Annotated in this window: 23 protein-coding genes; 13 read left to right on the plus strand and 10 right to left on the minus strand. The window is 40.7% G+C overall.

Annotated elements, in window-relative coordinates:
* Positions 1-429: 429 nt before the first annotated feature.
* The 5 genes from HWV58_RS24465 to HWV58_RS03640 form a co-directional block, all read right to left on the minus strand.
* Positions 430-645 (minus strand): PLDc N-terminal domain-containing protein, encoded by a 216-nt coding sequence (locus HWV58_RS24465; RefSeq protein ID WP_175632791.1) that lies wholly within the window; start codon positions 643-645, stop codon positions 430-432.
* Between the two features lie 18 nt (positions 646-663).
* A complete protein-coding gene (locus HWV58_RS03625; protein ID WP_175632792.1) occupies positions 664-2,415 on the minus strand; it encodes an ABC transporter ATP-binding protein in 1,752 nt (583 codons plus the stop codon).
* A gap of 101 nt (positions 2,416-2,516) precedes the next feature.
* Positions 2,517-5,720 (minus strand): TonB-dependent receptor, encoded by a 3,204-nt coding sequence (locus HWV58_RS03630; protein ID WP_175632793.1) that lies wholly within the window; start codon positions 5,718-5,720, stop codon positions 2,517-2,519.
* Positions 5,721-6,212: 492 nt separating this feature from the next.
* A complete protein-coding gene (locus HWV58_RS03635; RefSeq protein WP_175632794.1) occupies positions 6,213-7,529 on the minus strand; it encodes an amidohydrolase family protein in 1,317 nt (438 codons plus the stop codon).
* Complete coding sequence (locus HWV58_RS03640; protein WP_175632795.1) at positions 7,519-10,539, minus strand: amidohydrolase family protein; 3,021 nt, start codon at positions 10,537-10,539, stop codon at positions 7,519-7,521. Before HWV58_RS03640 ends, HWV58_RS03635 begins: the two co-directional genes overlap by 11 nt.
* Before the next feature lie 112 nt (positions 10,540-10,651).
* On the opposite strand from HWV58_RS03640, the gene HWV58_RS03645 reads away from it, so the two are divergent.
* The 10 genes from HWV58_RS03645 to HWV58_RS03690 all read left to right on the plus strand — a co-directional run bounded on the left by HWV58_RS03645 (position 10,652) and on the right by HWV58_RS03690 (position 19,250).
* Positions 10,652-11,095 carry a cytochrome B gene (locus HWV58_RS03645; RefSeq protein ID WP_175632796.1) on the plus strand — a complete coding sequence of 148 codons (444 nt, stop codon included), beginning with the start codon at positions 10,652-10,654 and terminating at the stop codon, positions 11,093-11,095.
* A gap of 791 nt (positions 11,096-11,886) precedes the next feature.
* The gene (locus HWV58_RS03650; protein WP_175632797.1) at positions 11,887-13,284 is read left to right on the plus strand and encodes an anthranilate synthase component I family protein; all 1,398 of its coding nucleotides are present in this window, start codon (positions 11,887-11,889) and stop codon (positions 13,282-13,284) included.
* Positions 13,285-13,295: 11 nt separating this feature from the next.
* Positions 13,296-13,604, plus strand: a complete 309-nt coding sequence (locus HWV58_RS03655) for an isochorismate lyase (RefSeq protein WP_175632798.1) — start codon at positions 13,296-13,298, stop codon at positions 13,602-13,604.
* Positions 13,591-14,169, plus strand: a complete 579-nt coding sequence (locus tag HWV58_RS03660; RefSeq protein WP_175632799.1) for an anthranilate synthase component II — start codon at positions 13,591-13,593, stop codon at positions 14,167-14,169. Before HWV58_RS03655 ends, HWV58_RS03660 begins: the two co-directional genes overlap by 14 nt.
* A 213-nt stretch (positions 14,170-14,382) precedes the next feature.
* Positions 14,383-15,165, plus strand: a complete 783-nt coding sequence (gene trpC / locus HWV58_RS03665) for an indole-3-glycerol phosphate synthase TrpC (RefSeq protein WP_175632800.1) — start codon at positions 14,383-14,385, stop codon at positions 15,163-15,165.
* A gap of 91 nt (positions 15,166-15,256) precedes the next feature.
* Positions 15,257-16,447, plus strand: coding sequence for a GTPase HflX (hflX, locus tag HWV58_RS03670; protein ID WP_175632801.1), 1,191 nt, complete (start codon positions 15,257-15,259; stop codon positions 16,445-16,447).
* 100 nt (positions 16,448-16,547) lie between these two features.
* Positions 16,548-16,925 carry a 30S ribosome-binding factor RbfA gene (rbfA, locus tag HWV58_RS03675; RefSeq protein WP_039472670.1) on the plus strand — a complete coding sequence of 126 codons (378 nt, stop codon included), beginning with the start codon at positions 16,548-16,550 and terminating at the stop codon, positions 16,923-16,925.
* 6 nt (positions 16,926-16,931) lie between these two features.
* On the plus strand, positions 16,932-17,561 hold the full coding sequence (gene trhA / locus HWV58_RS03680) for a PAQR family membrane homeostasis protein TrhA (protein WP_175632802.1): 630 nt from the start codon (positions 16,932-16,934) through the stop codon (positions 17,559-17,561).
* A gap of 8 nt (positions 17,562-17,569) precedes the next feature.
* Positions 17,570-18,256, plus strand: a complete 687-nt coding sequence (locus HWV58_RS03685) for a peptidoglycan DD-metalloendopeptidase family protein (protein WP_175632803.1) — start codon at positions 17,570-17,572, stop codon at positions 18,254-18,256.
* A gap of 340 nt (positions 18,257-18,596) precedes the next feature.
* A complete protein-coding gene (locus tag HWV58_RS03690) occupies positions 18,597-19,250 on the plus strand; it encodes an energy transducer TonB (RefSeq protein ID WP_175632804.1) in 654 nt (217 codons plus the stop codon).
* 11 nt (positions 19,251-19,261) lie between these two features.
* Here the strand turns inward: HWV58_RS03690 and HWV58_RS03695 are convergent, their stop codons facing one another.
* On the minus strand, positions 19,262-19,696 hold the full coding sequence (locus tag HWV58_RS03695; protein WP_175632805.1) for an energy transducer TonB: 435 nt from the start codon (positions 19,694-19,696) through the stop codon (positions 19,262-19,264).
* A gap of 61 nt (positions 19,697-19,757) precedes the next feature.
* On the opposite strand from HWV58_RS03695, the gene HWV58_RS03700 reads away from it, so the two are divergent.
* A complete protein-coding gene (locus tag HWV58_RS03700; protein ID WP_175632806.1) occupies positions 19,758-20,150 on the plus strand; it encodes a hypothetical protein in 393 nt (130 codons plus the stop codon).
* Here the strand turns inward: HWV58_RS03700 and HWV58_RS03705 are convergent.
* Positions 20,137-21,003 (minus strand): diacylglycerol/lipid kinase family protein, encoded by an 867-nt coding sequence (locus tag HWV58_RS03705; RefSeq protein ID WP_175632807.1) that lies wholly within the window; start codon positions 21,001-21,003, stop codon positions 20,137-20,139. The two genes, HWV58_RS03700 and HWV58_RS03705, sit on opposite strands and share 14 nt — an antisense overlap.
* A 57-nt stretch (positions 21,004-21,060) precedes the next feature.
* Here HWV58_RS03705 and HWV58_RS03710 point away from each other — a divergent pair, with 57 nt between their 5' ends.
* Complete coding sequence (locus HWV58_RS03710) at positions 21,061-22,035, plus strand: App1 family protein (protein ID WP_175632808.1); 975 nt, start codon at positions 21,061-21,063, stop codon at positions 22,033-22,035.
* Positions 22,036-22,422: 387 nt separating this feature from the next.
* Here the strand turns inward: HWV58_RS03710 and HWV58_RS03715 are convergent, their stop codons facing one another.
* Positions 22,423-22,791, minus strand: a complete 369-nt coding sequence (locus HWV58_RS03715) for a YccF domain-containing protein (RefSeq protein WP_039472680.1) — start codon at positions 22,789-22,791, stop codon at positions 22,423-22,425.
* Positions 22,792-22,896: 105 nt separating this feature from the next.
* On the opposite strand from HWV58_RS03715, the gene HWV58_RS03720 reads away from it, so the two are divergent.
* Complete coding sequence (locus HWV58_RS03720; RefSeq protein WP_175632809.1) at positions 22,897-23,250, plus strand: hypothetical protein; 354 nt, start codon at positions 22,897-22,899, stop codon at positions 23,248-23,250.
* A gap of 45 nt (positions 23,251-23,295) precedes the next feature.
* On the opposite strand, the gene HWV58_RS03725 is transcribed toward HWV58_RS03720, so the two are convergent.
* Together HWV58_RS03725 and HWV58_RS03730 are read right to left on the minus strand one after the other, a co-directional pair.
* A complete protein-coding gene (locus HWV58_RS03725; RefSeq protein WP_124558130.1) occupies positions 23,296-24,495 on the minus strand; it encodes a DUF1501 domain-containing protein in 1,200 nt (399 codons plus the stop codon).
* A gap of 96 nt (positions 24,496-24,591) precedes the next feature.
* Positions 24,592-26,034: a DUF1800 domain-containing protein gene (locus HWV58_RS03730; RefSeq protein WP_175632810.1), complete on the minus strand. Its 1,443-nt coding sequence runs from the start codon at positions 26,032-26,034 to the stop codon at positions 24,592-24,594.
* Between the last annotated feature and the right edge of the window lie 66 nt (positions 26,035-26,100).

The raw sequence follows: 26,100 nt of genomic DNA on the forward strand, positions 1-26,100 counted from the left end.
TCGTTCTATTCGTTTCAATCTTTTTTTGAAGAAAAATCAAAAAAAGGATTTACACTGCTATCCCTCACGCAAAACCCACAGCCGCAAAAAAAAATATGCCGGTTATCCATTTGTCCTAGACACCTAAACCCGATGGCACAGATGCCGGTATAGCATCACCTGTTTTTTAAAGCCAATTACCGGCAGGAGGTACAGCGGGACCAGAGCTGACCTAAGTATTACTGGACTTGATTTCCAAAATAATATAATGAGTCTGGAAAATCTACCTCGAGATAGCTCTCTCAACTATACTATGTTCTGGTTGAGATGACGGCGATGAAAAGGACAGCATGATGTAAAATCAGCGTTTATCTGTGGCAAAAAATAAATGAAATCGATAAAAAACAAAAGGTCCGTGGCGACACGGACCTTTGCTGTAATTCAAGTTGTTTAAAACTGCTTATTCTTGCCCCACATTAGGTAAATAATTGAACCTAGAAAAGGAGCCAACAGAATAATGATGAACCAAAGTACTTTTACACTAAAACCCATCGAGCTATTTCTGGATATATGATAAAGGGCTATCAATATTAAAGCTAACCATAAAATGGCCGGTATAATTATAAATAAGGCTACCTGATTACTACTGATTTCTGCTAATAACATTTTAAAACATTTAATTCCTTAAGCTTCAACAACTCTTTCGCCAATTTGTTGGCGCCACATGGCCTGGTACAAGCCATTTTGTGCAATTAGTTCTTCGTGTCTGCCCTGCTCAATAATGTGGCCTTTTTCCAGCACATAAATCTGATCGGCATGCTTAATTGTCGATAAACGGTGGGCAATTAAAATGGTAATGTGATCTGTTAAATCGGAAACCGAGCGGATGGTTTTGGTTATTTCTTCTTCGGTAATCGAATCCAGTGATGAGGTTGCCTCATCGAATACGAGGATATCAGGTTGGCGTAACAAAGCCCTGGCGATAGATAAACGCTGTTTTTCGCCACCAGAAACCTTCACACCACCTTCGCCAATTAGCGAATCCAAACCTTTATCGGCACGTGCCAATAAGGTTTGACAAGCAGCCTGGTTTAGTACTTTATAACATTCCTCATCGGTTGCAGTAGGGTTTACAAATAGCAGGTTTTCTCTTATTGTACCCGAGAACAGCTGTGTATCCTGAGTTACAAAACCGATTTTTTCGCGTAAGGCATCCAAATCAATTTTGTTGCTCGAAATGCCATTGTATAAAATTTCTCCTTCTTTTGGTGGGTACAGTCCAACCAGGAGTTTTACTAAAGTTGTTTTTCCGGAACCCGACGGACCAACAAAAGCAATGGTTTGGCCGTTGTGGGTTTTGAAGGAAATGTTTTCTAAAGCATTTCTGTTCGCCGTTTGGTGTTTAAAGCCAACCGCATTAAAAGTTAAATCTTTAATTTTTTGAATCGAAGTTGGGTTTTCGGGTTTCTTGTCAATTGGTGTACTTAAAATCTTTTTAAAATTACCCAGCGAAACTTCGGCTTCTCTCCAGGCTAAAATTACATTGCCCAATTCCTGTAAGGGTCCGAAAAGGAAGAAGGAATAAAATAAAAAAGTCAGGTACTGCCCTGCAGAAATGGTGTTGTCGAAAATAAGTAACAACAGCACCAGCACCATGGTACTGCGTACCAGGTTTACCGTAGTACCCTGAACAAAGCTCATACTGCGCACGTACTTTACTTTTTTAAGCTCGAGACCTAAAATCTTGTAAGTGGTTTTGTTTAAACGTTCAATTTCCTGATCGGCCAGGCCTAAACTTTTTACCAGTTCAATGTTTCTTAACGATTCGGTAGTAGAACCGGCTAAAGCAGTGGTTTCGCCCACAATGGCTCGCTGAATGGTTTTGATTTTACGGCTCAGAAACCAGCTTACGAAACTGATAATCGGGATAGCTGAAAAGTAAACCAGGGTAACTTTGTAGCTCACCGTAAATGAGTACACAATTACGAATACCATTCCGATTAAGCTTACAAAAAGGATGCTGATAAATGCGGTGATAAACTTCTCTGAATCTAAACGTACTTTTTGCAAAATACCTAAAGTTTCGCCACTGCGCTGATCTTCGAAAACCTGATAAGGTAGTTTTAGCGAGTGCTGCAAACCATCGGCATACATTTTTGCACCAACCTTTTGTACAATAACGCTTGTAAAGTAATCCTGAAAGTTTTTGGCAATACGCGATACCATTGCTGCCCCGATAGCGAGGCCTATTAACCCTACTGAACCCCAAAGGTATTCGGCATAGGTTAATGTGTCTTTTTTGTTGATGAAGCGATCTAAAATCTTTCCGGTAATAAGCGGATCCATTAAAGAAAAGCCAATATTTAAACCCGCAAGCAATAACGCTAAGGCCACAATCCATTTGTGGCTTTTCAGGTAATTGAGTAATAATCCCATTAAGTTTTGTTGTTTTATCTACAAACATAAAAAAAGGGAACGGATAAAAATCCATTCCCCTTTTTTATGACTTTAAGCTAAGAAAGTTAGCTAAATGTAGTTTAGAAACCGTAGCGTAAACCGATTTGTATCTGCCATGGATTGCCTGATGGTGTAACAATACCGGCGTTGTTTACACGGTAATTGAATGATTTGGTAGCTGAATCGTAGTTCGGAACCGCAGGAATTTCGGGGGAGGTAGCGGTTGCGGGAACTCTTGCTGAACCATTTAATGCATATAATGCCTGGTTACCCATTGTTTCGTTTACACCCCATTTTTTCTTAATCAGGTTACCCAAATTAAAAATATCGCCCGAAACCTCTATTGCATGCGATTTATAAATTTTTATTTTTTTAGAGATTCTTAAGTCTACAATACCATAAAAACCATTTATCCCACCATTACGCTCTGCAATTTGACCAGAGTATTTGTTGATGTAATCTTTCAGGCTTTGGCTGGCTTCGGGATTATCTAATAAAGCTTGTAAGCCATTGCGTACATTTGCAGGTACATTAGGGTTGTTTCTGTCGAAAACAAAAGCCAAATCGTTTGTAGCTACGAAATCACCATTATTGTTGGTGCCAGATAATAAGCTGTATCGTGTACCTCCAATGCCAGAATAACGAACGGCAATAGTTACTCCGTAAAAGCTTGGAAGGGTTCCGTAAACTACTACTTTGTTGCGGAACTGGCCATCAGAGTATGACATTTTGGTTAAATCTCTCGGATCGTCTTTTACGGGTAACGATAAAGTGGCGGTGTTAGCCACGTTGCCATTATATGAGGTGTTATCTTTAGTATCGTTCCACGTGTAACTAGCTGAAATCTCTCCATCTTTAAAGTAGTTCCAGGTTGCGTCTAAAACAACAGCGAACTGGTTCACTTTACCTTGGCTATTTAATTCTAAAACACGACCAAAACTATTTGTCAAACGGCCGGTTTTCCAATCTGGCGTACCATTATCTGGCATACTTGGTACAAACACCCCTCTATTGCCCTCGTTTGGTAGGGTAAAGAAAGGATTAGCTACCATATTTCTATCTACATACATATAGTTGTTTCGACCCAGTGTGGCATAGCCAGTAATTCCAACCTTTAATTTGTCGGTAATTAATCTGGAGTACGATAAGTTGGCTTTATACACCATCGGTACTTTGGCATCAGGTGCATAGGTATTAATAGTTGGCACCTGTAGTAGCGGTAAGGTAGGGGTTTGTGCTGTTCCATTTCTATAGCCTATAAAGTTGGGGGTTGGAACATCAGCACCAAAAACATCAACAGTGGCAAAGTGTTTACCATCAAAAGTCAGGTTATTAATAGTCATGTAGTTGTTAATGTCAGATCCGAAGATACCTGCACCCAGGCGCACAAAATCGGTATGATTTTCATTAACATCCCAGTTAAACTGGATTCTTGGTTGAATTAAGAACTGCTTTAATTTGTTATCGGTTCTTACACCAATAGCATCAAATAACTGTTGGTTAAGCGGCGATTTAGGGTAGGAACTGTAATCAATACGCAAACCTCCTGTAAACTCTAAGCCCTTAGCCAGCTTGGTTTGCATTTGTCCGTATACAGCGGTGTTCCAGATGCCTGCTTTTACTGTAGGATCTGCAACTAAAGGCACTTCTCTGTAAAACCTGTTTGCAATAAGGTTATTAAAGTTCTGAAGTGATGAAGCAGTGGTTGAGTTTGTATATTCGAATCTCCCGTTTACCTCGCTGCCATAAAGTGATTTGGCATTTGTATACTGCAAATCAACGCCAAATGTATACTTGATGTTATCGGTGTTATAGTAGAAGTTATCTACCAATTGCAGCACGTTGTTGGTAAATCCTTCCTGTCCGAAACGATGCCCCCCAATTTGGATACTGGTATTTCCTGTGGTTCCATCTGAAAGTGTAGAGCGAACATTACCTACAATAGCTCGTGGAATAGCACCGGTTAATTCATCATTTTGTGTGCTGGCCTGGAAAGTGTATAAGTGTTGTACTTTTAACTCATTGGTAACCTTGCTGCTGATTGTCGAACGTAGTGTAGCTAACAAACTGTTGTCAACATTTTTATCGTTACCGTAACTTTCGTAAAAGTTAATTGCGGTATTATCGGCTAATCCGAGCGGGTTTCTATCGTTGGTATAGTTATCGCGTACAGTTAATAAATTCTTTTCATCAATCTGCCAGTCTAAACGGGCAAATGCAGCATCTGATCCACGCTTTTTAGGAAAAGAACCGTATTGAGGTGTATTGGCTAAGCCATATTTATTGCGGGCATAACCTGCAAACTCCTCTAAAGTACTGTTGGTAACCCTGAATCTTGCTTCATCAGCAGGACCGTTTACATCGGCAATAATTAATGGGCGTGAATCTTTCTGATGATCCCAACCTACAAAGTAATGCAGCTTATCTTTAATGATCGGACCACCTAAGGTAAACCCATATTGATAGGTAGAGAAATCATTGTCGCGTCTAACCCCTCTGATATCGTATCGGCTAGCTAACCAATCGGCACGGCCATAGCCAAATGCACTCCCGGTAATGGTGTTGGTACCCGATTTGGTAACGGCAGTTACAGTACCACCACCTGCACGACCTAAGGTAACATCGTATTGGTTGGTTACTACCTTAAATTCACGCACCGCTTCAATCGAAATAGAATATGGAGCTCCACTACGGCTTGTTGTGCTTCCTGCAGATGTTGGGTTTTTGGCATTCATCCCATCAATGGTATAGTTGGTAGATGATCCCAGCTGACCAGAAATACCACCACCTCGACTCAGGGGTGATAAGTCCATCAGGTTAGAGAAGTTACGCCCATTAACCGGTAATTGGTTCATGGTTTTTGCTGAAATTTCTGTAGAAGCTCCGAAATTCTGTACTTTATTTCTCAGGCCTGAAGCAACAACCTGCACAGCTTCCAGGTCCTGCGAAGCTTCTTGCATAGTAATATTTACCCTAACTACATCACCAAGGTTTAGCATGTAACCATTTCTGGTTTGCTCGCCAAAACCCACATAAATGGCTTTAACAGCGTAAGGCCCACCTAAAGGCAGCTCTTTAAATGTATACTCGCCCTGGGCGTTTGTTGATGTTTTAGTGGTAAAACCTGTTGAGTTATTTCTGATCTGTACCGATACCCCAGGGATAGGTTTCTTTTGCTGGTCGGTAATGATACCTGAAATAGATGCCTGTGTGGTTTGCGCCAACGCTGCATTATGGATACAACACAGCAGTAGCAACACTGCAATAAGTAAATTTTTCATCATCGTTTTTTTAAGAATTTGATGTCTGCCAGGCAGTTCATCATGATTAGTTTTCTGATTTTTTATGATGACAAAGATGTTAATGTAGTATTAAGCAGAATTGGATTCTATATTATGAAATGGTTTAGGAATGGTTAGGTTTTAAGGCAATTGTTAAAATAAAACTCATTTGGTAAATTAATAAGGTGGCCTGGTGTTAAACTAATGTTAGTATTATTTTTCTTCAAGGGGATATTGTCTTCGTTTGCAACGAGGACATTTGAGCGTTGCAGTTGTACCGTATGCACTATAAGTGCATATTTTATTCATCCTCGTTACAAGCGAGGACTAACGCTGCTCAAACAAAAAACGGCCGATAAATGAATATCGGCCGTTGTATTTTTAGGATCGAACAGTTAACTGTATGCACAGTTTTCAGTTAGCAATTGGCAGTTTGCAATGCAGCAATCCAACAATTAACCGATTTAAACAATTAACCAGTTAACTCAACAACTGCTATTTTTTATCCGCTGTATATTTATCGCTAAACTTCTTATCCAGCTGTTTGTGCAGGTTATCGAGGTTTATATCTCTGCCCTGAATAAAAGCCTGCTCAACTTTGTTGGTGCGCATATCCAATGCATCTCCGGCAGAAATAAAGAAGGTAGCATCTTTACCTGTTTCGATACTTCCTGTGGTTTTATCAACCCCCATGGCTTTTGCTGCATTTAAGGTAATGGTTGATAAGGCTTTTTCCTTATCCAGTCCCCAGGCAGTAACAGTACCGGCCATAAAAGGCAGGTTGCGTTGTTGCCAGTAACCATCGATACTTAATACCACATTTAAGCCCGCATTGGCAAGCACGGCCGCATTTTTATAAGGCATGTTAACATCGTCATCATTATTGTTAGGCAAGGCATGAGGCTGCTTAACTATTAAGGTGATGTTGTTGTCTTTTAAGAAATCGATTACCAAATAAGCTTCGTCAGCACCTGTAATAACCGGAGTAATACCGAATTTTTTGGCAAAGTTTACTGCGGCTACAATATCTTTCTGACTTTCGGCTGCAATAAATAACTTTTCATCGCCTTTAAAAACCTTTTTCATGGCTTCGAAACGCGTATTAATTACCTCTGGCTTGCTGATTTCAGCATAGGCTTTTGCTTCTGCAAAGAAAGAAGTTAACTGTGCAACTGCTGCCTGGGTTCTTTCTGTTAAAGCTTCGGGCGATTGCTGCGGGCGGCCGAAACCACCAAAACCACCTCTAAAACGTGGGGTAACCGGCCAGGTAACGTGCATCGCATCATCAGTTTTAATCGCTGCATCTTCCCAGTTCCAGGCATCGAGCTGTACTACCGACGAACTTCCTGAAACGGTTCCGCCTTGCGGTGTTGGCTGCGCCATTAAAATACCGTTACTACGCAATGTTGCTGGTACTTTCGAATCGGTATTGTAGGCCACAATAGAGCGGATGTGCGAATTGAAATCGCCAATTTCCTGAAAATCTAAAGTTGCTTTCACCGCTTCAATTTCTGTTAAACCTAAGTTGGTAGTAGCGGCAATAAAGCCCGGGTATATGTGTTTGCCTGTAGCTACAATACGCATTACATCGTCTTGCGGCACTTGTCCGTTGGCTGTAACGGAAATAATTTTACCATTGCCAAAAAGAATGGTGCCATTTTCGATTACTGTGCCATTGCCCACGTGCACAGTAGCACCCGTAATGGCAATGGTTTTGCTTTGTTTTTTTGCAGGCGAAATGTTGGCCTGGCCAAAGCACATCAGACTTGTTGCCGATAAAGCCAGGCTGAATAAATATTTTTTAGTGTGCATGTTCTTTCTCGGTTAATTCTGCTGAATAATTTTCTAAGGTTTCGCAATTGTAAAGGCGTGGTGCATCGCCCATTGGACGTTGTGTACGGCCACCTTTGCTTTTGCTCTCTAACATTTTCTGGATTAAACGGGCTTTTTCTACCTGTTGTGCTTTAATTACCTGTGCATCTTTATCAAGGTCCCAATAAGCAACGCCATCAACAAAGGTTTTTTCTGCCTTGGCATATATTGAAAGCGGGTTAGCCGTCCAGATTACCACATCGGCATCTTTACCAGCTTTTAAACTGCCCACTTTATCATCAATGTGAAGCATTCTGGCCGGATTTAAGGTTACAAATTTTAAAGCTTCCTCTTCTGGTACATTACCGTATAATACTGATTTTCCAGCCTCCTGGTTTAAGTGACGCGCCATCTCAGCATCATCAGAGTTAAAGGCAGTGGTAACGCCAACATTGTGCATGATTTTTCCGTTGTACGGGATCGCCTCAGCAACCTCATTTTTATAAGCCCACCAGTCGGAGAAAGTAGAGCCCGCAATACCATGCGCTTTCATTTTATCGGCCACCTTATAACCCTCTAAAATGTGGGTAAAAGTGTTGATTTTAAAACCTAAGCTATCGGCTACGTGGATAAGCATGTTGATTTCGCTCTGCACATAAGAGTGGCAGGTGATAAAACGCTTGTTATTTAAAATTTCTACAATCGCATCTAATTCTAAATCGCGCCGTACGCTGTTACCTTTTACCGAAAGGGCTTTGGCATATTCTTTTGCACGGGTAAATTCATCAACAAAAGTTTGCTCAACACCCATACGGGTAACCGGGAAACGTGCGCCTGTACCAAAGTTACTTTGTTTCACGTTTTCGCCCAGTGCGAATTTGATGAAACCATCAGCACCGGCAAATTTCAATTCCTCAGGCGATTTACCCCAACGCAGTTTAATCAGCTGCGACTGGCCACCAACCGGATTTGCCGAGCCATGCAGAATGTGCGAAGTAGTTACTCCACCTGCTAACTGGCGATAGATATTTACATCTTCAGAGTTAATGATATCAGCAATGCGCACTTCGGCCGAAACCGATTGTGCCCCTTCATTAATACCGCCGGCACCTGCAATGTGTGAGTGCTCGTCAATAATACCTGCAGTAATGTGTTTGCCGGTAGCATCAATTACTTTAGCTCCGTTTGCCGATAGGTTTTTACCCACGGCCTTAATTTTTCCGTTTTCTAAAAGTACATCCGCATTTTGCAGAATGCCATCTTTCTCATTCGTCCAAACGGTACCATTTTTAATCAATACCGTTTCTTGTTTAGGCAATTCTGTTGCGCCAAAAGCAGTAAAGGGATAAATGATCGGGCCATTGGCTAATGTTGGCTTAGGCTCATCTTTTTTAGACGTTTCTTTTGCAGCTTCTTTATAAGTTGCGGTAAACTTTCCGGTAGTACCATCGGCAAGTGCCGATTCGCCTTTTATGGTAATGGGATTGGCCGAAGTAATGTAACCACTTAAGCGAACATCGCCTTTAGGGTTTTTCTTTAGATTAAAGTTAATGCTTACCCAGTCGCCATTTCTGGTAAAGGTAGCAGTGGTTTTTACACTATCAGCACCGGTTCTTTCAATGGCTGCGGCCGAACCACCAGCTGTGCCGGTAATTTTAAGGGTTAATGCACCCACTCCGTCAACATTTAAGTTGTAAGTACCACGCACATCGCTCACATCCATTTTGTTTACGATGAAACGTTTGCCCTGCACCCAGTTTTCGAAGATAATATTGGTGTTTTTAAACAGGTTATCGGATGAGATTAAAAAGTTGGCCACTTTTCCTTTTTCGAGCGAGCCTACTTTATCGCCAATGCCCAAAAGGGAAGCTGGTATTTCGGTTACCGATTGCAAAGCCTGCTTTTCGGTTAAGCCGTTTTCGATCGCGGTTCGGATGTTAGCCCAGAAGTCGCGGCTGTTTTCTAAGCCAAAGGCGGTTAAAGCAAATTTAATCCCTGCTTTTTCTAATGCAGCAGGATTGGTAGGCGCCAGTTCCCAGCCCTTCATTTGTGATAAACTCACATTTCTGGTCTCGGCAGGGTCTTCCACATCGTACGCTTTCGGGAAAGTTAAAGGGATAATTAAACTCGCGCCGGTAGCCTTAACTTCATTAATGCGCTGATATTCATCGCCTGTTGATTTGATGATATAACTCTTGCCAAATTCCTTGCCTATTTTATTGGCGCGGAGGATATTTTGCCAGCCATCTACCTCAAAAATTTGTGGAATAGTTTGCTGCTTGCCGAATTCATCTAAAGAGATGTTGTACTCGTCTTTTTGTTTGCCATACCATTGGGCATCGTAATAAGTTTGACGCAATAAGGCAATCGAACCCATTAACGAAGTGGGGTAATCGTTTGATGAGGTACCCTTATTGAATGAATAATTAGCTGCGGTCTGATCTTTCAGGATTACATTGTTATCAGCACCTTCGTTTAGGGCTACTGCTGCAGAAACACCGCGGGCAATGCCATCACGGTTAATTACATTTACACTCCCGAAACCAACTTTGCGCAGTTCATCTGCTTTTTTACTGTCGGTTGAGAAAATGTTTTTGACATAAGTTTCCGGTCTGATGGCTTCGTTCCAGCCGTAAGCACCTTTTTTAGTCGAAACAAAAATAGATTGGCGCTGTCCACCAAAACCGCGTTGTGCAGCAGGCGTTTCGCTAATGCCATAGCTGGTAAAGGCATCTACCAGCGAAGGATAAATAAATTTTCCTTTCAAATCGATCACCACATAACCTTTGGGGACGGCTAAGCCGGCTCCAACAGCCTGAATGGTTTGTCCTTTAATTAAAAGGGTCGCGTTTGTTAGGGTTTGGTTAGCATTTACTACTATAGTTGCGTTCGTAAAAGCAAACATTCCAGGTCTGGTGTCAAAAGAGCCGTTAACAGGGAAGGAGGTTTGCTGTGCAAACAGAAATGTAGCAGAAAATACCAGCCCAAGGGCAAGTAAAATTTTCTTCATAATAAGTTTAGATTTTAATTTGTTTAAAACTAATATAAATAAGCGTTCGTTTTGCAGAATATCCTATTTTTTACAATTATTGCCTACTTTTGATCAAACATATTTTAGAAAAATGTACAATATCTTAAAATCTGCGCACTCCGGATGGCGCTACATCGTATTAATTTTATTGGTTATCGCGGTAATAAATGCATTATCGGGCTGGTTTGGGAATAAAACATACACAGAAGGTAACCGCAAACTAAATGTATTTACTTTGATTAGTGCTCATATTCAATTGTTGATTGGTTTGGTGTTGTACTTTTTAAGTCCTTTAACAAAATTGCCCATGAGCGATGCTATCGGAAGGTATTTTAAAGCGGAGCACACTGCTATGATGATTATTGCAATCATTTTGATTACGGTAGGTAATGCCAGGTCGAAAAAAGTAGCTGATGCTGTTGCCAAACACCGCACTATTGCTGTGTTTTTCAGCCTGGCCCTGATTCTGATTATTGTGGCTATTTTATTAATGGTTAAAGCAGTTCCGGGAAGATCGTTTTTTGGCGTTTCTTAATAGGATATTTCTTGCGAATAAAATATAGAATCCTGCTTGATAAGAGCGGGATTTTTTGTTTTTAACATGTGCTTTTTACCGCAAAGTGCACAGAGGAAGGCACGAAGGTCGCTGAGCCAACATTTATAGTAAAGCTTCCCTCAAAGCCGTCATTTCGAGCGAAGTCGAGAAATCTTTAAAAGTAAACCACTACGTTTTTGTTAAGCCGTCATGCTGATCTGATAGCCATTGGATGAAATGAAGTATCTGAAAGGGAAGAACTTTACAGGCGAACATTATATCTTTACTATGTTTAGATCCTTCGCTGCGCTCTGGATGATAAATTGAAGTAGGTTCCCGCAGATTTCACTGATTTCTGTGCAGATAGCTTACCACTTATATTTCCTTCTATTTCTTAAATGGTGAAAAATTAATTTTGCGTGCTTTGCGTATTCCTTAGCGCCCTTTGCGGTTAAAATGATTAGGCTTATGTTAAAATGATTAGTCTCATAAAGTATCAATCTCTCAAAATAATTAACCGTTTGCTCAATTATTTTTATAAATATTTCCATTTTTCAAAATTCTTTATATTTTTGTGGCTCATGATCAACAATATACATACATGGCTTTGGCAAAGTAATTCGAAAACGGATTGCGCTGGCTGCGTATGAAAAAAATATAGTTTATCAACCTAAACCTTATTAAAGAACCATTAAAGCCCGGCGTAGAACCACACGCCGGGCTTTTTATTGTTAAAAAAAATAATTTAACCGTTGTTGCTATGCACGAAGCAACGACAACACAGTAAAATCATGTATAAAATAAATACAACTTACAAAAAACTACTTGCCGATACCACCACGCCAGTAAGCATTTATCTGCGCTTGCGCGATGTATATCCAAACAGCATTTTATTGGAGAGTTCGGATTATCACAGTCGCGAAAACTCGATGAGTTTTGTATGCGCCGATCCGGTTGCAGGTATCATTTTAAAAGGTTCACGCCTGGAAACGTATTTCCCTGATGGCGCTGTTGAAATTACCGAAAGTAAGAATCTGATTGATGAAATCGCCGATTTTAAAGACAAGTTTAAAGCCGCTGAACTGCCTGAAATCAAATTCATTTCGAGCGGCCTGTTTGGCTATTTTACCTGGAATGCCGTGCAGCATTTTGAAGATATTAAGTTTACTTCAGAAACTCCAGAAGGAGAAGAGATCCCCGAAATGCAGTATCACCTGTACCGGTATATCATCGCCATCGATCACTTCAAAAACGAAATTACCCTGTTCAAAAATACTTTCGAAGGTGAAGAAGAAGGTGGTTTGGAGAAAATGGAATACCTGATCCAGAACAAAAACTATCCGGAATATAAATTTCAAACCAGAGGTAATGAATCTTCAAACCTAACCGATAAAGGGTTTATGGAACTGGTAGAAAAACTGCAGAAGCACATTTACCGGGGAGATGTTTTTCAAATTGTGCCATCTCGCGCATTTAAACAAGCCTTTTCGGGTGATGAATTTAACGTTTACCGTTGCCTGCGTTCAATAAACCCATCGCCGTATCTGTTTTATTTCGATTATGGAAATTTCAAGCTTTTTGGTTCTTCGCCCGAAGCACAGATTACCATTAAAAACAATTCGGCTAATATTTTCCCGATTGCCGGAACCTTTAAACGGAGTGGAAATGATATTGAAGATGCAGAACAAGCCAGAAAATTAGAGCAAGATCCGAAAGAAAGTGCCGAGCACGTAATGCTGGTTGATTTGGCCAGAAATGATTTGAGCAGGCATTGCAACCGGGTGGAAGTAAAATCGTTTAAAGAAGTGCAGTACTATTCGCACCTGATCCATTTGGTAAGCAAAGTTAGTGGCCATTTGCAGGAAAACGTGAGTGCTTTTAAGGTCGTGGCCGATACCTATCCGGCAGGTACTTTAAGTGGTGCGCCAAAATATAAAGCCATGCAGCTAATTGATGAAAACGAAAAGCTGGGTCGGAATTTCTACGCAGGGGCCATTGGTTTTATGGGTTTTAACGAAGATTTTAACCACGCCATCATGATCAGGACTTTTATGAGCAAGAATAACGAACTGCATTACCGGGCAGGGGCAGGCATTGTAGCCGATTCGGTACCTGAAACCGAAATGCAGGAAGTAAACAATAAAATTGCTGCTTTACGTAAAGCGGTGCAAATGGCAGAAAATATTTAACCAGGGTAAAAATGATAGGTTCACCAGAAAGCTGTAAAAATATAAATGAGATCCGCTTAGCTATTGATACTATCGACCAACAGGTTATTCAATTGATTGGGGAAAGATTTAAATATGTAAAGGCAGCCTCCAGATTTAAGGCAAACGAAGAGGCGGTTAAAGCTCCCGAAAGATTTAAAAATATGCTTTTACAAAGGCGGGATTGGGCAGAAGTAGCAGGTTTGAACCCCGACATTATTGAAAAAGTATACAGTGATCTGGTAAACTATTTTATCAGTGAGGAAATAAAAAATTGGAATATTGAAAATGGAAACAAATAATAAAGTTCTGGTAATCGATAATTACGACAGTTTTACCTATAATTTGGTTCACTTAATTAACGAAGTTGGTTATGAAGCCGAAGTTTGGAGAAATGATAAATTCGAATTGGCAGATGTAGATAAATACAATAAAATCTTACTTTCGCCTGGTCCGGGTATTCCGGAGGAAGCAGGTTTATTGCTGGATGTGATTAAAACCTACGCGCCAACCAAAAGTATTTTTGGGGTATGTTTAGGGCAGCAGGCTATCGCCGAAGCATTTGGAGGTACACTGTACAATTTAGGTAGACCGATGCATGGCATTGCTACTCCGGTTACTGTTGTAGATGGTGATGAACCCTTATTTTGGGAATGTCCGCAAACTATAAATGTTGGACGTTATCACAGCTGGGTGGTAAGTAAAGATAACTTCCCGTCGTGCTTAAAAATTACAGCCCGCGACCACAAGAACGAAATTATGGCTTTAAGGCACGAAACGCTTGATGTGCGTGGTGTACAATTCCACCCTGAAAGTGTACTTACTGAGTACGGCAAACAGATGATGGAAAACTGGTTGACTAATTAAGAATTTTCCTGCCGGTCGTCATCCTGAACTTATTTCAGGATCTCAGTTGACTGGAATTAGTTAAATTTTAGATGAGGGTATATTATAAGCTTTTTTCTTGAATTTTTGTCACGTTGAGCCTGTCGAAACGCCTCGCAGGAAGTTAATTAAGGTCCTTCGACAAGCTCGGGATGACAATTATATATTTATGATGCCTTCTTAACAGATTGATAGATGAACATACTAGATAAAATCGTACTACGTAAAAAAGAAGAAGTTGCTGCGGCCAAAGCACTTGTTTCGATACAGGATTTGGAAAATGCGGTGCATTTTAAAAGAACGCCGCATTCTTTTAAAGAGTTTTTATTGGCAACAGACCGGACTGGGATTATTGCTGAGTTTAAACGCCGTTCGCCCTCAAAAGGACTGATTAACGGTGTGGCTGATGTAGCGGAAGTTACGCAGGCTTACAATAATGCTGGTGCATCGGCACTTTCGGTATTAACTGATGTTGATTTTTTCGGTGGAAAAACTGCAGATCTTCTGGCGGCACGGGCAGCAAACGATATCCCGATTCTGAGAAAGGATTTCATGATTGATGAATATCAGATTCTGGAAGCTAAAGCCTGGGGAGCAGATATTATTTTATTGATCGCCTCGATTTTAACGCCACAACAGATTAATGATTTTGGTCAGTTTGCTCGTAATTTAGGTTTAAATGTGCTTTTAGAAGTGCATAATCTCGAAGAACTGGAAAGAAGCATATCACCTAATTTAGATGCTATTGGCGTAAATAACAGAAATCTTGCCGATTTTACGGTTGATATCCAAACCTCGTTCGATTTGGTGAATAAGATCCCGAATGAATTTTTGAAGATTTCGGAAAGTGCAATCAGTAATCCGGAAACCATTAAAGATTTAAAAACAGCTGGTTTTAATGGCTTTTTAATCGGCGAAAACTTTATGAAAACCGAGAATCCGGGCCTTGCCATTCAGCAATTTGTAGCGCAGGTTTAGTCTGCGCTGACTTCCGAAGTTTACGGGGCGTTGGACCTTAGAAACTTCGGAATTTTTACGGACGCAAATTTTGTATCTTTGCATCAATTACATGGGAAGACAAAAATTTTATAATACTGCCGTTGTGCAGGAACGGGCAATTTTAGTTGGCGTGGTAACGCCCGGCGAAAAGGAAGCCCAAACAAAAGAATATTTAGACGAGCTGGCCTTTTTAGTGGATACAGCCGGAGGGAAGGTGGAGAAGGTTTTTACGCAAAAAATGCTCAAGCCAGAGCGTGCCACTTTTGTGGGCACAGGTAAGCTGGAAGAAATTAAAGCGTATGTAAAATCAGAAGAAATTGATACTGTAGTGTTCGATGATGAATTATCGCCATCGCAACTGCGCAATATAGACCGGGAGCTTGGAGTTAAAGTTTTAGACCGGAGCAATTTAATCCTCGATATTTTTGCCAACAGGGCCCAAACTGCTCAGGCCAAAACACAGGTAGAGCTGGCCCAGTTACAATACGTATTGCCACGCCTAACAGGTATGTGGACTCACCTGGAGCGCCAAAAGGGTGGTATCGGGATGCGTGGACCGGGTGAAACCCAGATTGAAAGTGACAGAAGGATCATTTTAAATAAAATATCCTTATTAAAGGAACGCCTGAGAAATATCGACAGGCAGAACGAAACGCAACGTAAGAACCGTGGTCAGCTGATTCGGGTAGCCCTGGTAGGGTATACCAACGTAGGCAAATCGACCATTATGAATATGCTGTCGAAATCGGAAGTGTTTGCAGAGAATAAACTGTTTGCTACTTTAGATACAACTGTGCGTAAAGTTGTGATCGAGAACCTGCCTTTCCTGTTATCTGATACGGTTGGGTTTATCCGCAAACTTCCTCACCATTTGGTAGAGTGTTTCAAGTCTACACTGGATGAGGTTAGGGAAGCCGATTTGCTGGTTCACGTGGTAGATGTTTCGCATCCAAATTTCGAAGATCAGATCAATACGGTTAACGAAACTTTGAAAGATATAGGCGCAATTGATAAAGACATGATCTTGGTTTTCAATAAAATTGATGCTTATGTTTCGCCAGAAGTAGAGGAAGGCGATGAAGACGGAAGACTGACGCTTGAAGATTTTAAGAACAGCTGGATGAGTCATGGCAAAGTGCCGGTGTTGTTTATTTCAGCCACACAAAAAGAGAATATAGAAGAATTTAAAACGTTATTGTACGATAAGGTTAAAGCTGCGCATGTGGCAAGATATCCTTACGATAGCAATTTACTTTATTAGATAAAACCCCGTAATTGCGGTGGACAAAATAAACCTTGCAGGTTTTTAAAACCTTTAAGGTTTGGTTCGTAAAAGCGCAATAACGATAGACAAATACAATATGGAAAGTAAACGTCAGCAGAAATTTGCAGGAGTATTACAAGAGGAGTTAGCACAGGTTTTTCAGCGCGAAGGGGCTTCATTTTTGCCAAATACATTGGTTACCATTACCCGCGTAAGGGTTTCGCCCGATTTGGCAGTGGCAAAGGTTTACCTGAGCTTTTTTAATACCAATAATACCACGCTTTCGATCAACACGGTTAATGCACATGCAGGTGAGATCAGATATAAACTGGGCAGCAGAATCCGCCATCAGGTAAGGGTTGTGCCCGAGCTGACTTTCTTCGTTGATGATACCAACGAATATGTAGAGCGTATGGATCATCTTTTTGATAAGATTGCCAAAGAACCTAGACAAAAGGACGAAGACAGCGAATAATTTTCTGTGAGGAGGCTAAGGGAACCCGTTAATTTCTTCACACACTTTGTACCGGCTTTGATTGCAATTCCGGCAGGATACTTTTTGCTTCAGAAATGCCATACGCCCATTGAATATACTGCCGCCTGGATTTACAGCATTGGCACTTTTATCCTGTTCGGAGTAAGTGCAATGTATCACGGTTATCCGGCTACGACATATGGTGTGCGGTTTTGGCAGAAATTCGACCATTGCTGTATTTACCTCATGATTGCAGGCTCTTACAGCCCCACGGCCTTACTCGTTTTTGATGACTGGCTAAGCTGGAGCCTTTTCGCTATCGTATGGATTATTGCAATTGTAGGCTGTCTGCTAAAAATCTTTAACCGTTTAAAAAGTACAGCAATATCTTTGTCAATCTACATTTTAATGGGGTGTTTAATTGTGCCTTTAATTCAAAAAATGTTGGGTACACTGCCTATTGGTGCTGTAGGTTGGTTGCTTTTAGGTGGTGTTTTTTATATTGGCGGCACCTATTATTATGCAAAAGACAAACCATTATCCCGTTGGATGCACAGTCATGAGCTTTGGCATTTGTTTGTAATTGGTGGTGCATTATCGCACTACATTTACAATTACGTTTATATTTTTAAATAAACTTTCCGATGCATATGCTTAAACAGGTAATTGCAACCAACCGTGACTTGATCCACAAGGTTGTGGATTTCGATCCGGCATACGATCAACTTCTAGCCCTGGATTTTACTGCAACAAATACGGAACTCAGTAATGATATTTTAGACGATATTGATCGGTTCTCGTCTTGGGTTGAAGGAAAACTTGCAGTAGACAATGCAAAGTATGGCATTGGTGGTTATAACGAGCACCGTAACATATATTCGCGGAGTGCACACTTTGATGCTGGTGAGGAGCCCCGGAGGCTGCATTTGGGGGTAGATATTTGGAGTCCCGCTGGAACACCTATATACAATTTCTACGATGCGACCGTTCAGAGTTTTGCCAATAACAATAACTTCGGCGATTACGGTGCCACCATCATTTTAGCTTATGATATTGCGGGGTGTAAATTCAACGCACTTTATGGTCACCTGAGCCTCGATTCTCTAGACCAACTGGAAGAGGGAATGTTTATTAAAGGAGGAACGAAATTCGCCGAACTGGGCAACAAAGACGAAAACGGTTGCTGGCCACCACATCTTCATTTTCAACTGGTAAAAGATATGCAGGGTTTAAAGGGCGATTATCCGGGGGTGTGTAAGTTTAGCGAAAGGGAGAAGTATTTGGCTAACTGTCCTGATCCGGAGCTTATTTTGAAATCTACGTTTTCTTAACGCAAAGATTTTTAACCACAGAGTGCAAGGAGAAAGGCACTGAGCACACAGAGCAGATTTTAAGGTAATCGCCATTTCGAGCGTAGCCGAGAAATCTATATTTAAATGCCAGGCCACGGATTCACGGAAGGCACGGATTTCCCTCCCTTTTGTCGTCACCCTGATCCGATAGCTATCGGATTTATTTCAGGGTCTTTCATTATTCTGTTTTAAGATAAGAAGGCAATCAAGCGCAAAGAGATTTTTACAATAGTAGAGGTGCTGAAATAAATTCAGCATGACGGTTACGAGTAGGGCAAAATAGATAAGCCTTTCAGCATTTTTTTAGTAAATTAGTAATATGAAATACCTGTTCACCATTTGCTTGTTTTTCTGTTGTTCGTTGGGTATGGCCCAGGTGCAGTTTAAATCGGGTAAAAGCGGTTTTACCAATTTCCTGAGAGATAATACCATTTATCCGCAATTTTCGAAAGATAACTGTATTCAGGGGACTGTGAATGTAAGTTTTAAACTGGATGAGAAAGGGAAAGTATATTTTTCGAAAATAAGTAAAGGAATCCTTTCCGAACTGGACGAAGAAGCTTTACGTCTGGTGCGGTTAAGCAGTGGTAAATGGCAGGTGCCTGCAGGTTACGACACTACTGTTTCGATTGTTGCACCGGTTAATTTCAGGCTTTCGGGCTACAATTGCGAAGGCAAATCAAACGAGGAAATCCAAGAAGCCATTCGCAATTATCAGGCTGAAGAAGGTTTAACCAATTCGGTTATTAATTTCTATAAAAATATTGATCAGGCCAAACCCGGGCAGGAAATCCAGATTATGGCCATTAAAAGCCAGTTGGGCATCGACGATGAATACCTCGACGACCGCATTAAAATGGGTTTAAAAAAAATCAAACAAGGCGATAAACAAGGGGCTTGCGAAGACTTTCTTTTTGTTAAGTACATGGGGAGCAAAAAGGCCGATGACTATCTGGCCAAATACTGTAAATAATAACAAGATCTTTATTGCAAGCAAATCCGTGTGGAGAGCGTGGTTATTGTAGCCACTTTTTTGCCATTACACATTGCCGGTGTCCATTTAAAAGATTTAGCAATCTTTAACATCTGCTCGCCAACTTTACCAACTTCATCTTTTACTATCCGTTCTCTGGAAACGTGGCCATCTACATCTACTAAGAAAGATATTGTGAATTGGGTTGTAGCGCCATTGGGGATGGAATCTAATTTTACGTTAGACATTGCTTTATAAAGTTTAGCCGGGCCTCCTTCATTTATGGCGGGTTCATCATAACTGGTATAAATTACCTTGCCTGTTATAAGGTCTTTTTTACTGAGACAATCCGTTTTGCTGGTAGCAGGGGTGATTGGATTCTGATTAATAAAATAACCGAAAACAGTGCTTACGAGAATTGAAACCGTTAACCCTAATTTGAACATGGAGCAATGAATTTGAATAATGGCTAAACCAAGATAACAAAATTGATTAATTTAGCCAACAATGAAGAACACCACCCGATTTTTTGCCTTATTGGATATCATCAGTATCGTTTTGCTGGCCAAACAATTTTGGCAGATTTTAACACACTTAAACGAAATTCCCGATCAGGTACTTTCGCAGGCCAAAGTGGTATTGCTGCTACCCTTATTCGTTTCGTTATTTATCTCAGCGGCCGGTTTAATCCTGGATAAGAAATTTGGCTTCATTACTTATTACATCCAGTTTCCTTTGCGTTTGGTGGTGTGGGTGTTTTCTATCGGTTTCATTACTTTTTTGCCTGAAATGTTAAACCTCAGTGAGCGCTGGTTCGACATTTTATTCCGAATCTGCTTTATTGCCGAATTCTTCAGACTGTATTTTACCATCAGGATTCATCGAGCTACATTTCGTTAGGTAGGATAACGGTAATGGCTGCAGGTATAATGTTGGCTTCAACTGTATTTACCCGACCAATATATTCTCCATCTACCTGAAAATGGGCTTTGTGTTTAGAAGCTATTTTTACGGCTGCTGTTTGAAATACTTCTATTTTCTTCGGGTTGAAAGGTAGTTTGGTGATCCATATCTTTAAAATCTCCAGGTAAGAATAATCTTTAACCAAAACTACTTCAAATAGTTCATCATCTAGCTTTCCGTCTGGATTAATTTTTAATCCCGAGCCATACATAGTTGCATTGGCAATTGCCACCATGGCTGCTTTAGAGGTGACGGTTTCGTTTTTAAGCTTTAGCTGTACTTCCATTCTGCGGTGGTTCCATAAGGCATGCCATGTGGCTTTTGCATAGCCCCACATGCCGCGTTGAGGCAGCGTATCAAATTTTTTAACCAGATAGGCATTAAAACCTAAATCGGATAAGTGGATGCAGATTTCATTGTTGAGTTTAACTACATGGATTTTCTGTTGTCTGCCTTCTGCCAAAATAGCCAGTGCCTGCTCCATATCTGTTGGGATGCCCAACTCTTTGGCCATGCCATTGGCCGAACCTGCAGGAATAATGCCTATGGGTGTACCGGTATTCAATAAACATTCGGCAACCAGTTTCAGCGTTCCGTCGCCACCAACGGCTATCACACGGTCTGCCTGCGAAGTGGTTATTTTTTGTTTAATCTTTGCTATAGAACAATCTTTAGGCAATTCGAAAAGATCGGTTTCAGTAGTTTTTTCCTTAAAATAAGCAGAAATTACTTCCTTTAAGTTAATGTCGTGACTGCCAGATCCCGGATTGATGATAAATAGTAATTTCATTTGATAGCGATGCTTTTAGATCACAAACAACTTTTAATAAACTCTGTTTTAATAACGATGAATAAATCTGTTAGTGTAAAAGTATATCACGGTTATGGGCATGCACATAATCTGGTTGTTTACGGCCATATTTTTAAACGTAAGGCCAAAACCAGGCAGATTTTCAGCAACAACATCTTCGTTAATATGGTACATCTTTTAAAGCTTTTTATTTTAAAGCCTTATGCTTTTGTTGATGTACGGCTGCAGTTTTTTGATCAAACCATTTACAATAAAACGGAGCGCGATGGCTTTTTTAAATTCGAATGGAAAGCTGGACGGGAAATTCCGGCCGGATGGCATTATGTAAAAGTAGAAGCGGTTGATGGGAACGGAAAAGTTTTGAACGCTGGCGAGGGAAAGGTTTATGTGCCACACCTTACGCAATACGCTTTTATTTCGGATGTGGATGATACGGTAATGGTTTCGCATTCGGCCACTATTGGAAGGAGGTTGAGGGAGCTGTTTATCAAAAATCCGCATACCCGGAAAACTTTTCCTGATGCAGCCAGTCATTACCAGCAACTGGCCCTTTCACATACCGAAGCACAACAGCCAAATCCTTTTTTTTATGTAAGCAGCAGCGAATGGAACCTGTACGATTACCTGCTCGAAACTTTTAAATTCAATAAATTACCCGAAGGAGCTTTTTTGCTCAATACATTAAAAAAATGGAAGGATTTAATCAGGACTGGTAAAACAGGTCACGAGGCTAAACTACTGCGGGTGATGCGGATTCTGGATGCTTTCCCGAACCAGAAGTTTGTGTTTTTTGGTGATAATTCTCAACAGGACCCCGAAATTTACACCGCTATAGTAGAAAAATACCCTGAAAATATCGAGGCAGTTTATATCCGTAACATTCGTCCTGAAAAGGAGCTAGATACCTTGCAGCTGCTTAAAAAGGTTGAAGATAAAAATGTAAAAACCTGTTTGTTTAACAACAGTAAGCAGGCGATTGAACATTCGAGGTTAATAGGCTTGATTCAATAATTTTTGGAGCGCAATTGCGGCGCTGGTCGGTTTCAACAGTCCCGCTTTCCTTCCTGCCCCGATGAAATATCGGGGGCATCCATCCAATCGGGGCTAAGTACAGCGTCATTTGCCAATGGCAACAGGCCATAGTTTAAATAAACGCGGCAGCCCCGAATTTTTTATGAGGGCTATAGCGGATGGCGGGACTTTCGGGGCCGATGAACACAGGAACCTGCTTTTCAGACAAGGTTACAGATTTTTCTCCTTCTATTTACATAGTTGCAATTCCTTTTGCACTATGCGTCATTGCTAGCTCGGACTGAGCTTGGCGAAGCAATCTTTTATATTAATTGGCGATTAAGATTGCTTCGTCGGCTGGAAAAAGCCTTCTTGCAATGACGGAAGCTACGAAATCGATTTCCCGAAAGGTGTGAAGGCTAAATTCATTAATTTAAAATGCTGGCGGCCAAATGGAATGCCTACAATGGTGATGCAGAGTAAAATGCCAAAGAACAAGTGGGTTAATGCAATCCAAAAGCCTCCGCAGAAAATCCAGATCAGGTTCATGATGGTAGAAAGACAACCGGTATTGGATGAAGTATCGGTTATTTTAACGCCAAAAGGCGCCAGGCCTACAATGGCAAATTTAAAGCATTGAATACCGAAAGGAATACCTACAATGGTTAGGCAAAGGATCAGCCCTCCGATAATGTATTCGAAGAAAATAAAGATGCCACCAAAAATAATCCAGATAATATTGCCTAAAAAGTTCATTGTGTTTTTTAGGTTAAGATTTAAAAACAGGCTTTTTGTTACAGGCCATTTTATGAGTAATCGATCATTCTTTGTAATTTAGAATACACACAAAAGAAACACATCATGAAAGAATTATTGATCTCTGCGGCTGCGGTCGCATGCTTTGCGCTGTCTGTTGCAAAGGCACAAACCGTTAATGGTATCAGATTAACCGAGCTAAAGGCCAGTTATATTGAGGTTTCGGCAGTAAGCAGCACATTTGCCGATAAATTATGGATTAAGCTGGAATATGGTCAAAAAGTTTCAGAGTTAAATGATGCCTGTATTAAAGATGACGCTGGCAAGCGCCTGGAATTTAATTCGGCTATTGATGGGGTGAATAAACTCAAAAACTACGGCTATGAACTTTTTAATACCTATACCGAGCAGATTGATAAAGATAACACCAGGCCCGTTTATGTCTTAAAAAGAAAGTAAATTGTAAAACAATAGCTGCGGGCTTAAGCCCATAGCTATTGTTTTTTATATGAAGTCAAGAGTATTAAATTTTTTATTCAGGATATCTGCATTGTTTACATCCAGCCATTTATCTAAAATAGTCCCGTAAACCTGTCTGAAATCGAGTTGGTATTTTAAGTCGCCGGTGTCCAGATCGCTCAGGTTAGGGGCTGCGTTAAAAATGCCTTGCTTCTTCAACTTCCCACCAAAAACGAACATATTATTTGCAGTTCCATGGTCGGTACCATTACTTGCGTTTTGCTCAACCCTGCGGCCAAACTCAGAGAAAGTAATCACCAGAGTATCATCCAGCTTGTTGTTTGATTTTAAATCTTTTAAGAAAGCTGCCATCCCTTCGCTGTATTGTTTTAACAGATTACCCTGTTGACCAATCTGGTTTACGTGAGTATCGAAACCACTTAACGAAACATAATAAACCCTGGTTTTTAGTCCCGAAGAAATAAATTTAGAAACCGTTTTTAACTGATTGGCAAAACCACTGTTTGGGTAAGCTGATTTTGACTGGTAAATTTTTGAGGTATTCTGAATATAACTGGCCGAAGATGAGGTTTCGATCATCGTTTTATACAAATAGCCTAAATTGTCTTCGTCTAAATGCTCCTTATCGTTCTGCAGCATGGCTTTAAAAAACGGATCGTTGGTATTGCGAAACAAAGCCGCCGGATCTTTTAAAGCAATTCCCTTTTTGGTTTGGCCTTTCATGGCCAGCGAAAGCGAATCGTCTACTTCTATGGCTGTATACGGGAATTTGCAGGTTTGGCAGTTGCTGTCCAGATAACGGCCAATCCAACCGGTTGATAAAAACTGGTTACTGTCGCTACCGGTTTGCCAGATATCCATTGAGCGGAAGTGCGAACGGTCTGGATTAGGGTAACCCACATCGTTAATGATGGTCATCCAGCCCTGATCGTGAATTTCCTGTAAAGCAGCCATGTTGGGGTTTAAGCCTTGCATGTCGTTGAGCTTTATTACCTCTTCGGGTTTAATGGCAATACTTTTTCTTTTCTGATAATAAATATCATTGCCAAAAGGTATAACCGTGTTTAAACCGTCGTTTCCGCCCGATAACTGCACCACTACTAAATTTTTGTAAAGGCTCAGTTCATCCAGTGCCATGGCTTCGAGTGGTTTCATAAAAGCCGGAACAAATAAGGAGCCTGCAGCAACAAAACCTGTATTTCTTAAAAAATTTCTTCTGTTCATCTTGTTATTTCTTTACTGGTTTTTGTGGTCAATGGTTGATGTTTTAGTGTTTGCAAAAGTACAATGGACTATAAACCAGCAACTATAAACCAATTTTTAACAAAGTTGATATTCGGGCATGCTGGTAATTTCGACTGCGGTACTGCGCAAACCTTTATTATCGCTTACCATTGAGGTTATTTTCGTATTTAATTTAGGCTGCAACAGAAATTCTGTAAGTTCCAGTGGTGTTAAGCCTTTGGGTAGCGTATCTAAAAATTTGGGCCAGTCGGCATTTGCGTTTACATACGATTTTGGTTTACTGTTGGCATTGGCATTACTGGTTGCCGTTCTGCTCAATGCAATTACAGCTTCATCTTCGGGATCGGCTTTGCCGCTAAAATCAATTTCCCCATCGTTTAAAACCAATGATGGAATGCGCATCCTCAGCATTAATGAAGAGCTGTCGATCCAGCTTTGCCCGCCCGGCCAGCCTGCCACGTTTGGCGGATTGAATAAATATTGGCCTAAGCTGCTTTGCAGCTGAATGAGTACTTGTGGCTTGTTATAAGTAACGTAAAACTCACGACTTAAGCCTACTAAAAATTCGGCGGGCGATTTGATTTTTGTGCCCACATTTTCCGGTGCGTAAAACCAGTCGGAGGTGAACATCTTTTTCATCATGGCACCGATGTCGTATTTCGAATTGTAAAAATGTGTAGCCAGTTCCTTAATGTGTGCCTCATTAGGGGTATCGTTTACAAAGAACTTATATACTTTCTGTGCGATAAACTGTGCCGTTTCAGGTTTCTCTAAAATGATATCGATAATGTGTTCGCCTTCAAAGTTGCCAATTTTACCAAAGAAAGCTTTGGTGCCATCGTCGTGCAGGTTTTTACGAAAAATAAAAGAACCGTCTTTATCGTACATCCAGCCGGTAAACGAACGTGCCGATTCTTTAATATCCTGCTCGGTGTAATTGCCTCTGCCCAGGGTGAAAAGTTCCATCAGCTCGCGAGCAAAGTTTTCGTTAGGTTTGCCTTTCCGGTTTTGCTGGTTGTTTAAGTATTGCAACATGGCCGGCGCTTTCGATACTTCGACCAAAAGTGTTTTAAAACTGCCTAAAGCATTTGCCCTTTGAATATTGTTTAACTGTTGGGCAAAGAAAGGATTGTTGCTGCGGCAAGCGAAATGCCCATGCCAAAAGAGGGTCATCTTTTCCCGTAAGGGTGCCACGGTATTAATCATTTTGGTTAAAAATGCGATGTTGAGATCGCGGCTTACTTCATTTTGCTCACGAACAATTTGCTGACGCATTTTCTTTTCCTCGTCGGTAAGGTCTTTTTTAGCGTATAAACCTGCCTGAGCCAATAGTTGCCGTTTCGATTCAAAATCATTTACCAAAGCTATGGGGTCGTCTTTTTGTGAAGTCTCGATCAGACGATCAACGGTTTTTTCGAGATTTTTATTGCTTAATTTTTGTAAGTCGGTATACGAAATCCCGAATCCGGCACGGTTATAAAGATGCTTAACTTTGGAGAAATTATCTTTTGCACTCATAGTTAACGATTTTACAGTATGACTTATTTAAAACGCAAGGGTTTAATCTTTGTTTTCTTTCTTATT

The organism is Pedobacter ghigonis (genome assembly GCF_903166585.1).
Classification (GTDB): Bacteria; Bacteroidota; Bacteroidia; order Sphingobacteriales; family Sphingobacteriaceae; genus Pedobacter; species Pedobacter ghigonis.

What these genes read in the sequence shown, in the direction of transcription:
- HWV58_RS03650 (WP_175632797.1), top strand. Translation starts at nt 11,887, where the DNA reads ATGTATAAAATAAATACAACTTACAAAAAACTACTTGCCGATACCACC.
- trpC (WP_175632800.1), top strand. Translation starts at nt 14,383, where the DNA reads ATGAACATACTAGATAAAATCGTACTACGTAAAAAAGAAGAAGTTGCT.
- hflX (WP_175632801.1), top strand. Translation starts at nt 15,257, where the DNA reads ATGGGAAGACAAAAATTTTATAATACTGCCGTTGTGCAGGAACGGGCA.
- HWV58_RS03695 (WP_175632805.1), bottom strand. Translation starts at nt 19,696, where the DNA reads ATGTTCAAATTAGGGTTAACGGTTTCAATTCTCGTAAGCACTGTTTTC.
- HWV58_RS03685 (WP_175632803.1), top strand. Translation starts at nt 17,570, where the DNA reads ATGCATATGCTTAAACAGGTAATTGCAACCAACCGTGACTTGATCCAC.
- HWV58_RS03710 (WP_175632808.1), top strand. Translation starts at nt 21,061, where the DNA reads ATGAATAAATCTGTTAGTGTAAAAGTATATCACGGTTATGGGCATGCA.
- rbfA (WP_039472670.1), top strand. Translation starts at nt 16,548, where the DNA reads ATGGAAAGTAAACGTCAGCAGAAATTTGCAGGAGTATTACAAGAGGAG.
- HWV58_RS03730 (WP_175632810.1), bottom strand. Translation starts at nt 26,034, where the DNA reads ATGAGTGCAAAAGATAATTTCTCCAAAGTTAAGCATCTTTATAACCGT.
- HWV58_RS03625 (WP_175632792.1), bottom strand. Translation starts at nt 2,415, where the DNA reads ATGGGATTATTACTCAATTACCTGAAAAGCCACAAATGGATTGTGGCC.
- HWV58_RS03725 (WP_124558130.1), bottom strand. Translation starts at nt 24,495, where the DNA reads ATGAACAGAAGAAATTTTTTAAGAAATACAGGTTTTGTTGCTGCAGGC.
- HWV58_RS03640 (WP_175632795.1), bottom strand. Translation starts at nt 10,539, where the DNA reads ATGAAGAAAATTTTACTTGCCCTTGGGCTGGTATTTTCTGCTACATTT.
- HWV58_RS03690 (WP_175632804.1), top strand. Translation starts at nt 18,597, where the DNA reads ATGAAATACCTGTTCACCATTTGCTTGTTTTTCTGTTGTTCGTTGGGT.
- HWV58_RS03630 (WP_175632793.1), bottom strand. Translation starts at nt 5,720, where the DNA reads ATGATGAAAAATTTACTTATTGCAGTGTTGCTACTGCTGTGTTGTATC.
- HWV58_RS03660 (WP_175632799.1), top strand. Translation starts at nt 13,591, where the DNA reads ATGGAAACAAATAATAAAGTTCTGGTAATCGATAATTACGACAGTTTT.
- HWV58_RS24465 (WP_175632791.1), bottom strand. Translation starts at nt 645, where the DNA reads ATGTTATTAGCAGAAATCAGTAGTAATCAGGTAGCCTTATTTATAATT.
- HWV58_RS03715 (WP_039472680.1), bottom strand. Translation starts at nt 22,791, where the DNA reads ATGAACTTTTTAGGCAATATTATCTGGATTATTTTTGGTGGCATCTTT.
- HWV58_RS03645 (WP_175632796.1), top strand. Translation starts at nt 10,652, where the DNA reads ATGTACAATATCTTAAAATCTGCGCACTCCGGATGGCGCTACATCGTA.
- HWV58_RS03700 (WP_175632806.1), top strand. Translation starts at nt 19,758, where the DNA reads ATGAAGAACACCACCCGATTTTTTGCCTTATTGGATATCATCAGTATC.
- HWV58_RS03705 (WP_175632807.1), bottom strand. Translation starts at nt 21,003, where the DNA reads ATGAAATTACTATTTATCATCAATCCGGGATCTGGCAGTCACGACATT.
- HWV58_RS03635 (WP_175632794.1), bottom strand. Translation starts at nt 7,529, where the DNA reads ATGCACACTAAAAAATATTTATTCAGCCTGGCTTTATCGGCAACAAGT.
- HWV58_RS03720 (WP_175632809.1), top strand. Translation starts at nt 22,897, where the DNA reads ATGAAAGAATTATTGATCTCTGCGGCTGCGGTCGCATGCTTTGCGCTG.
- HWV58_RS03655 (WP_175632798.1), top strand. Translation starts at nt 13,296, where the DNA reads ATGATAGGTTCACCAGAAAGCTGTAAAAATATAAATGAGATCCGCTTA.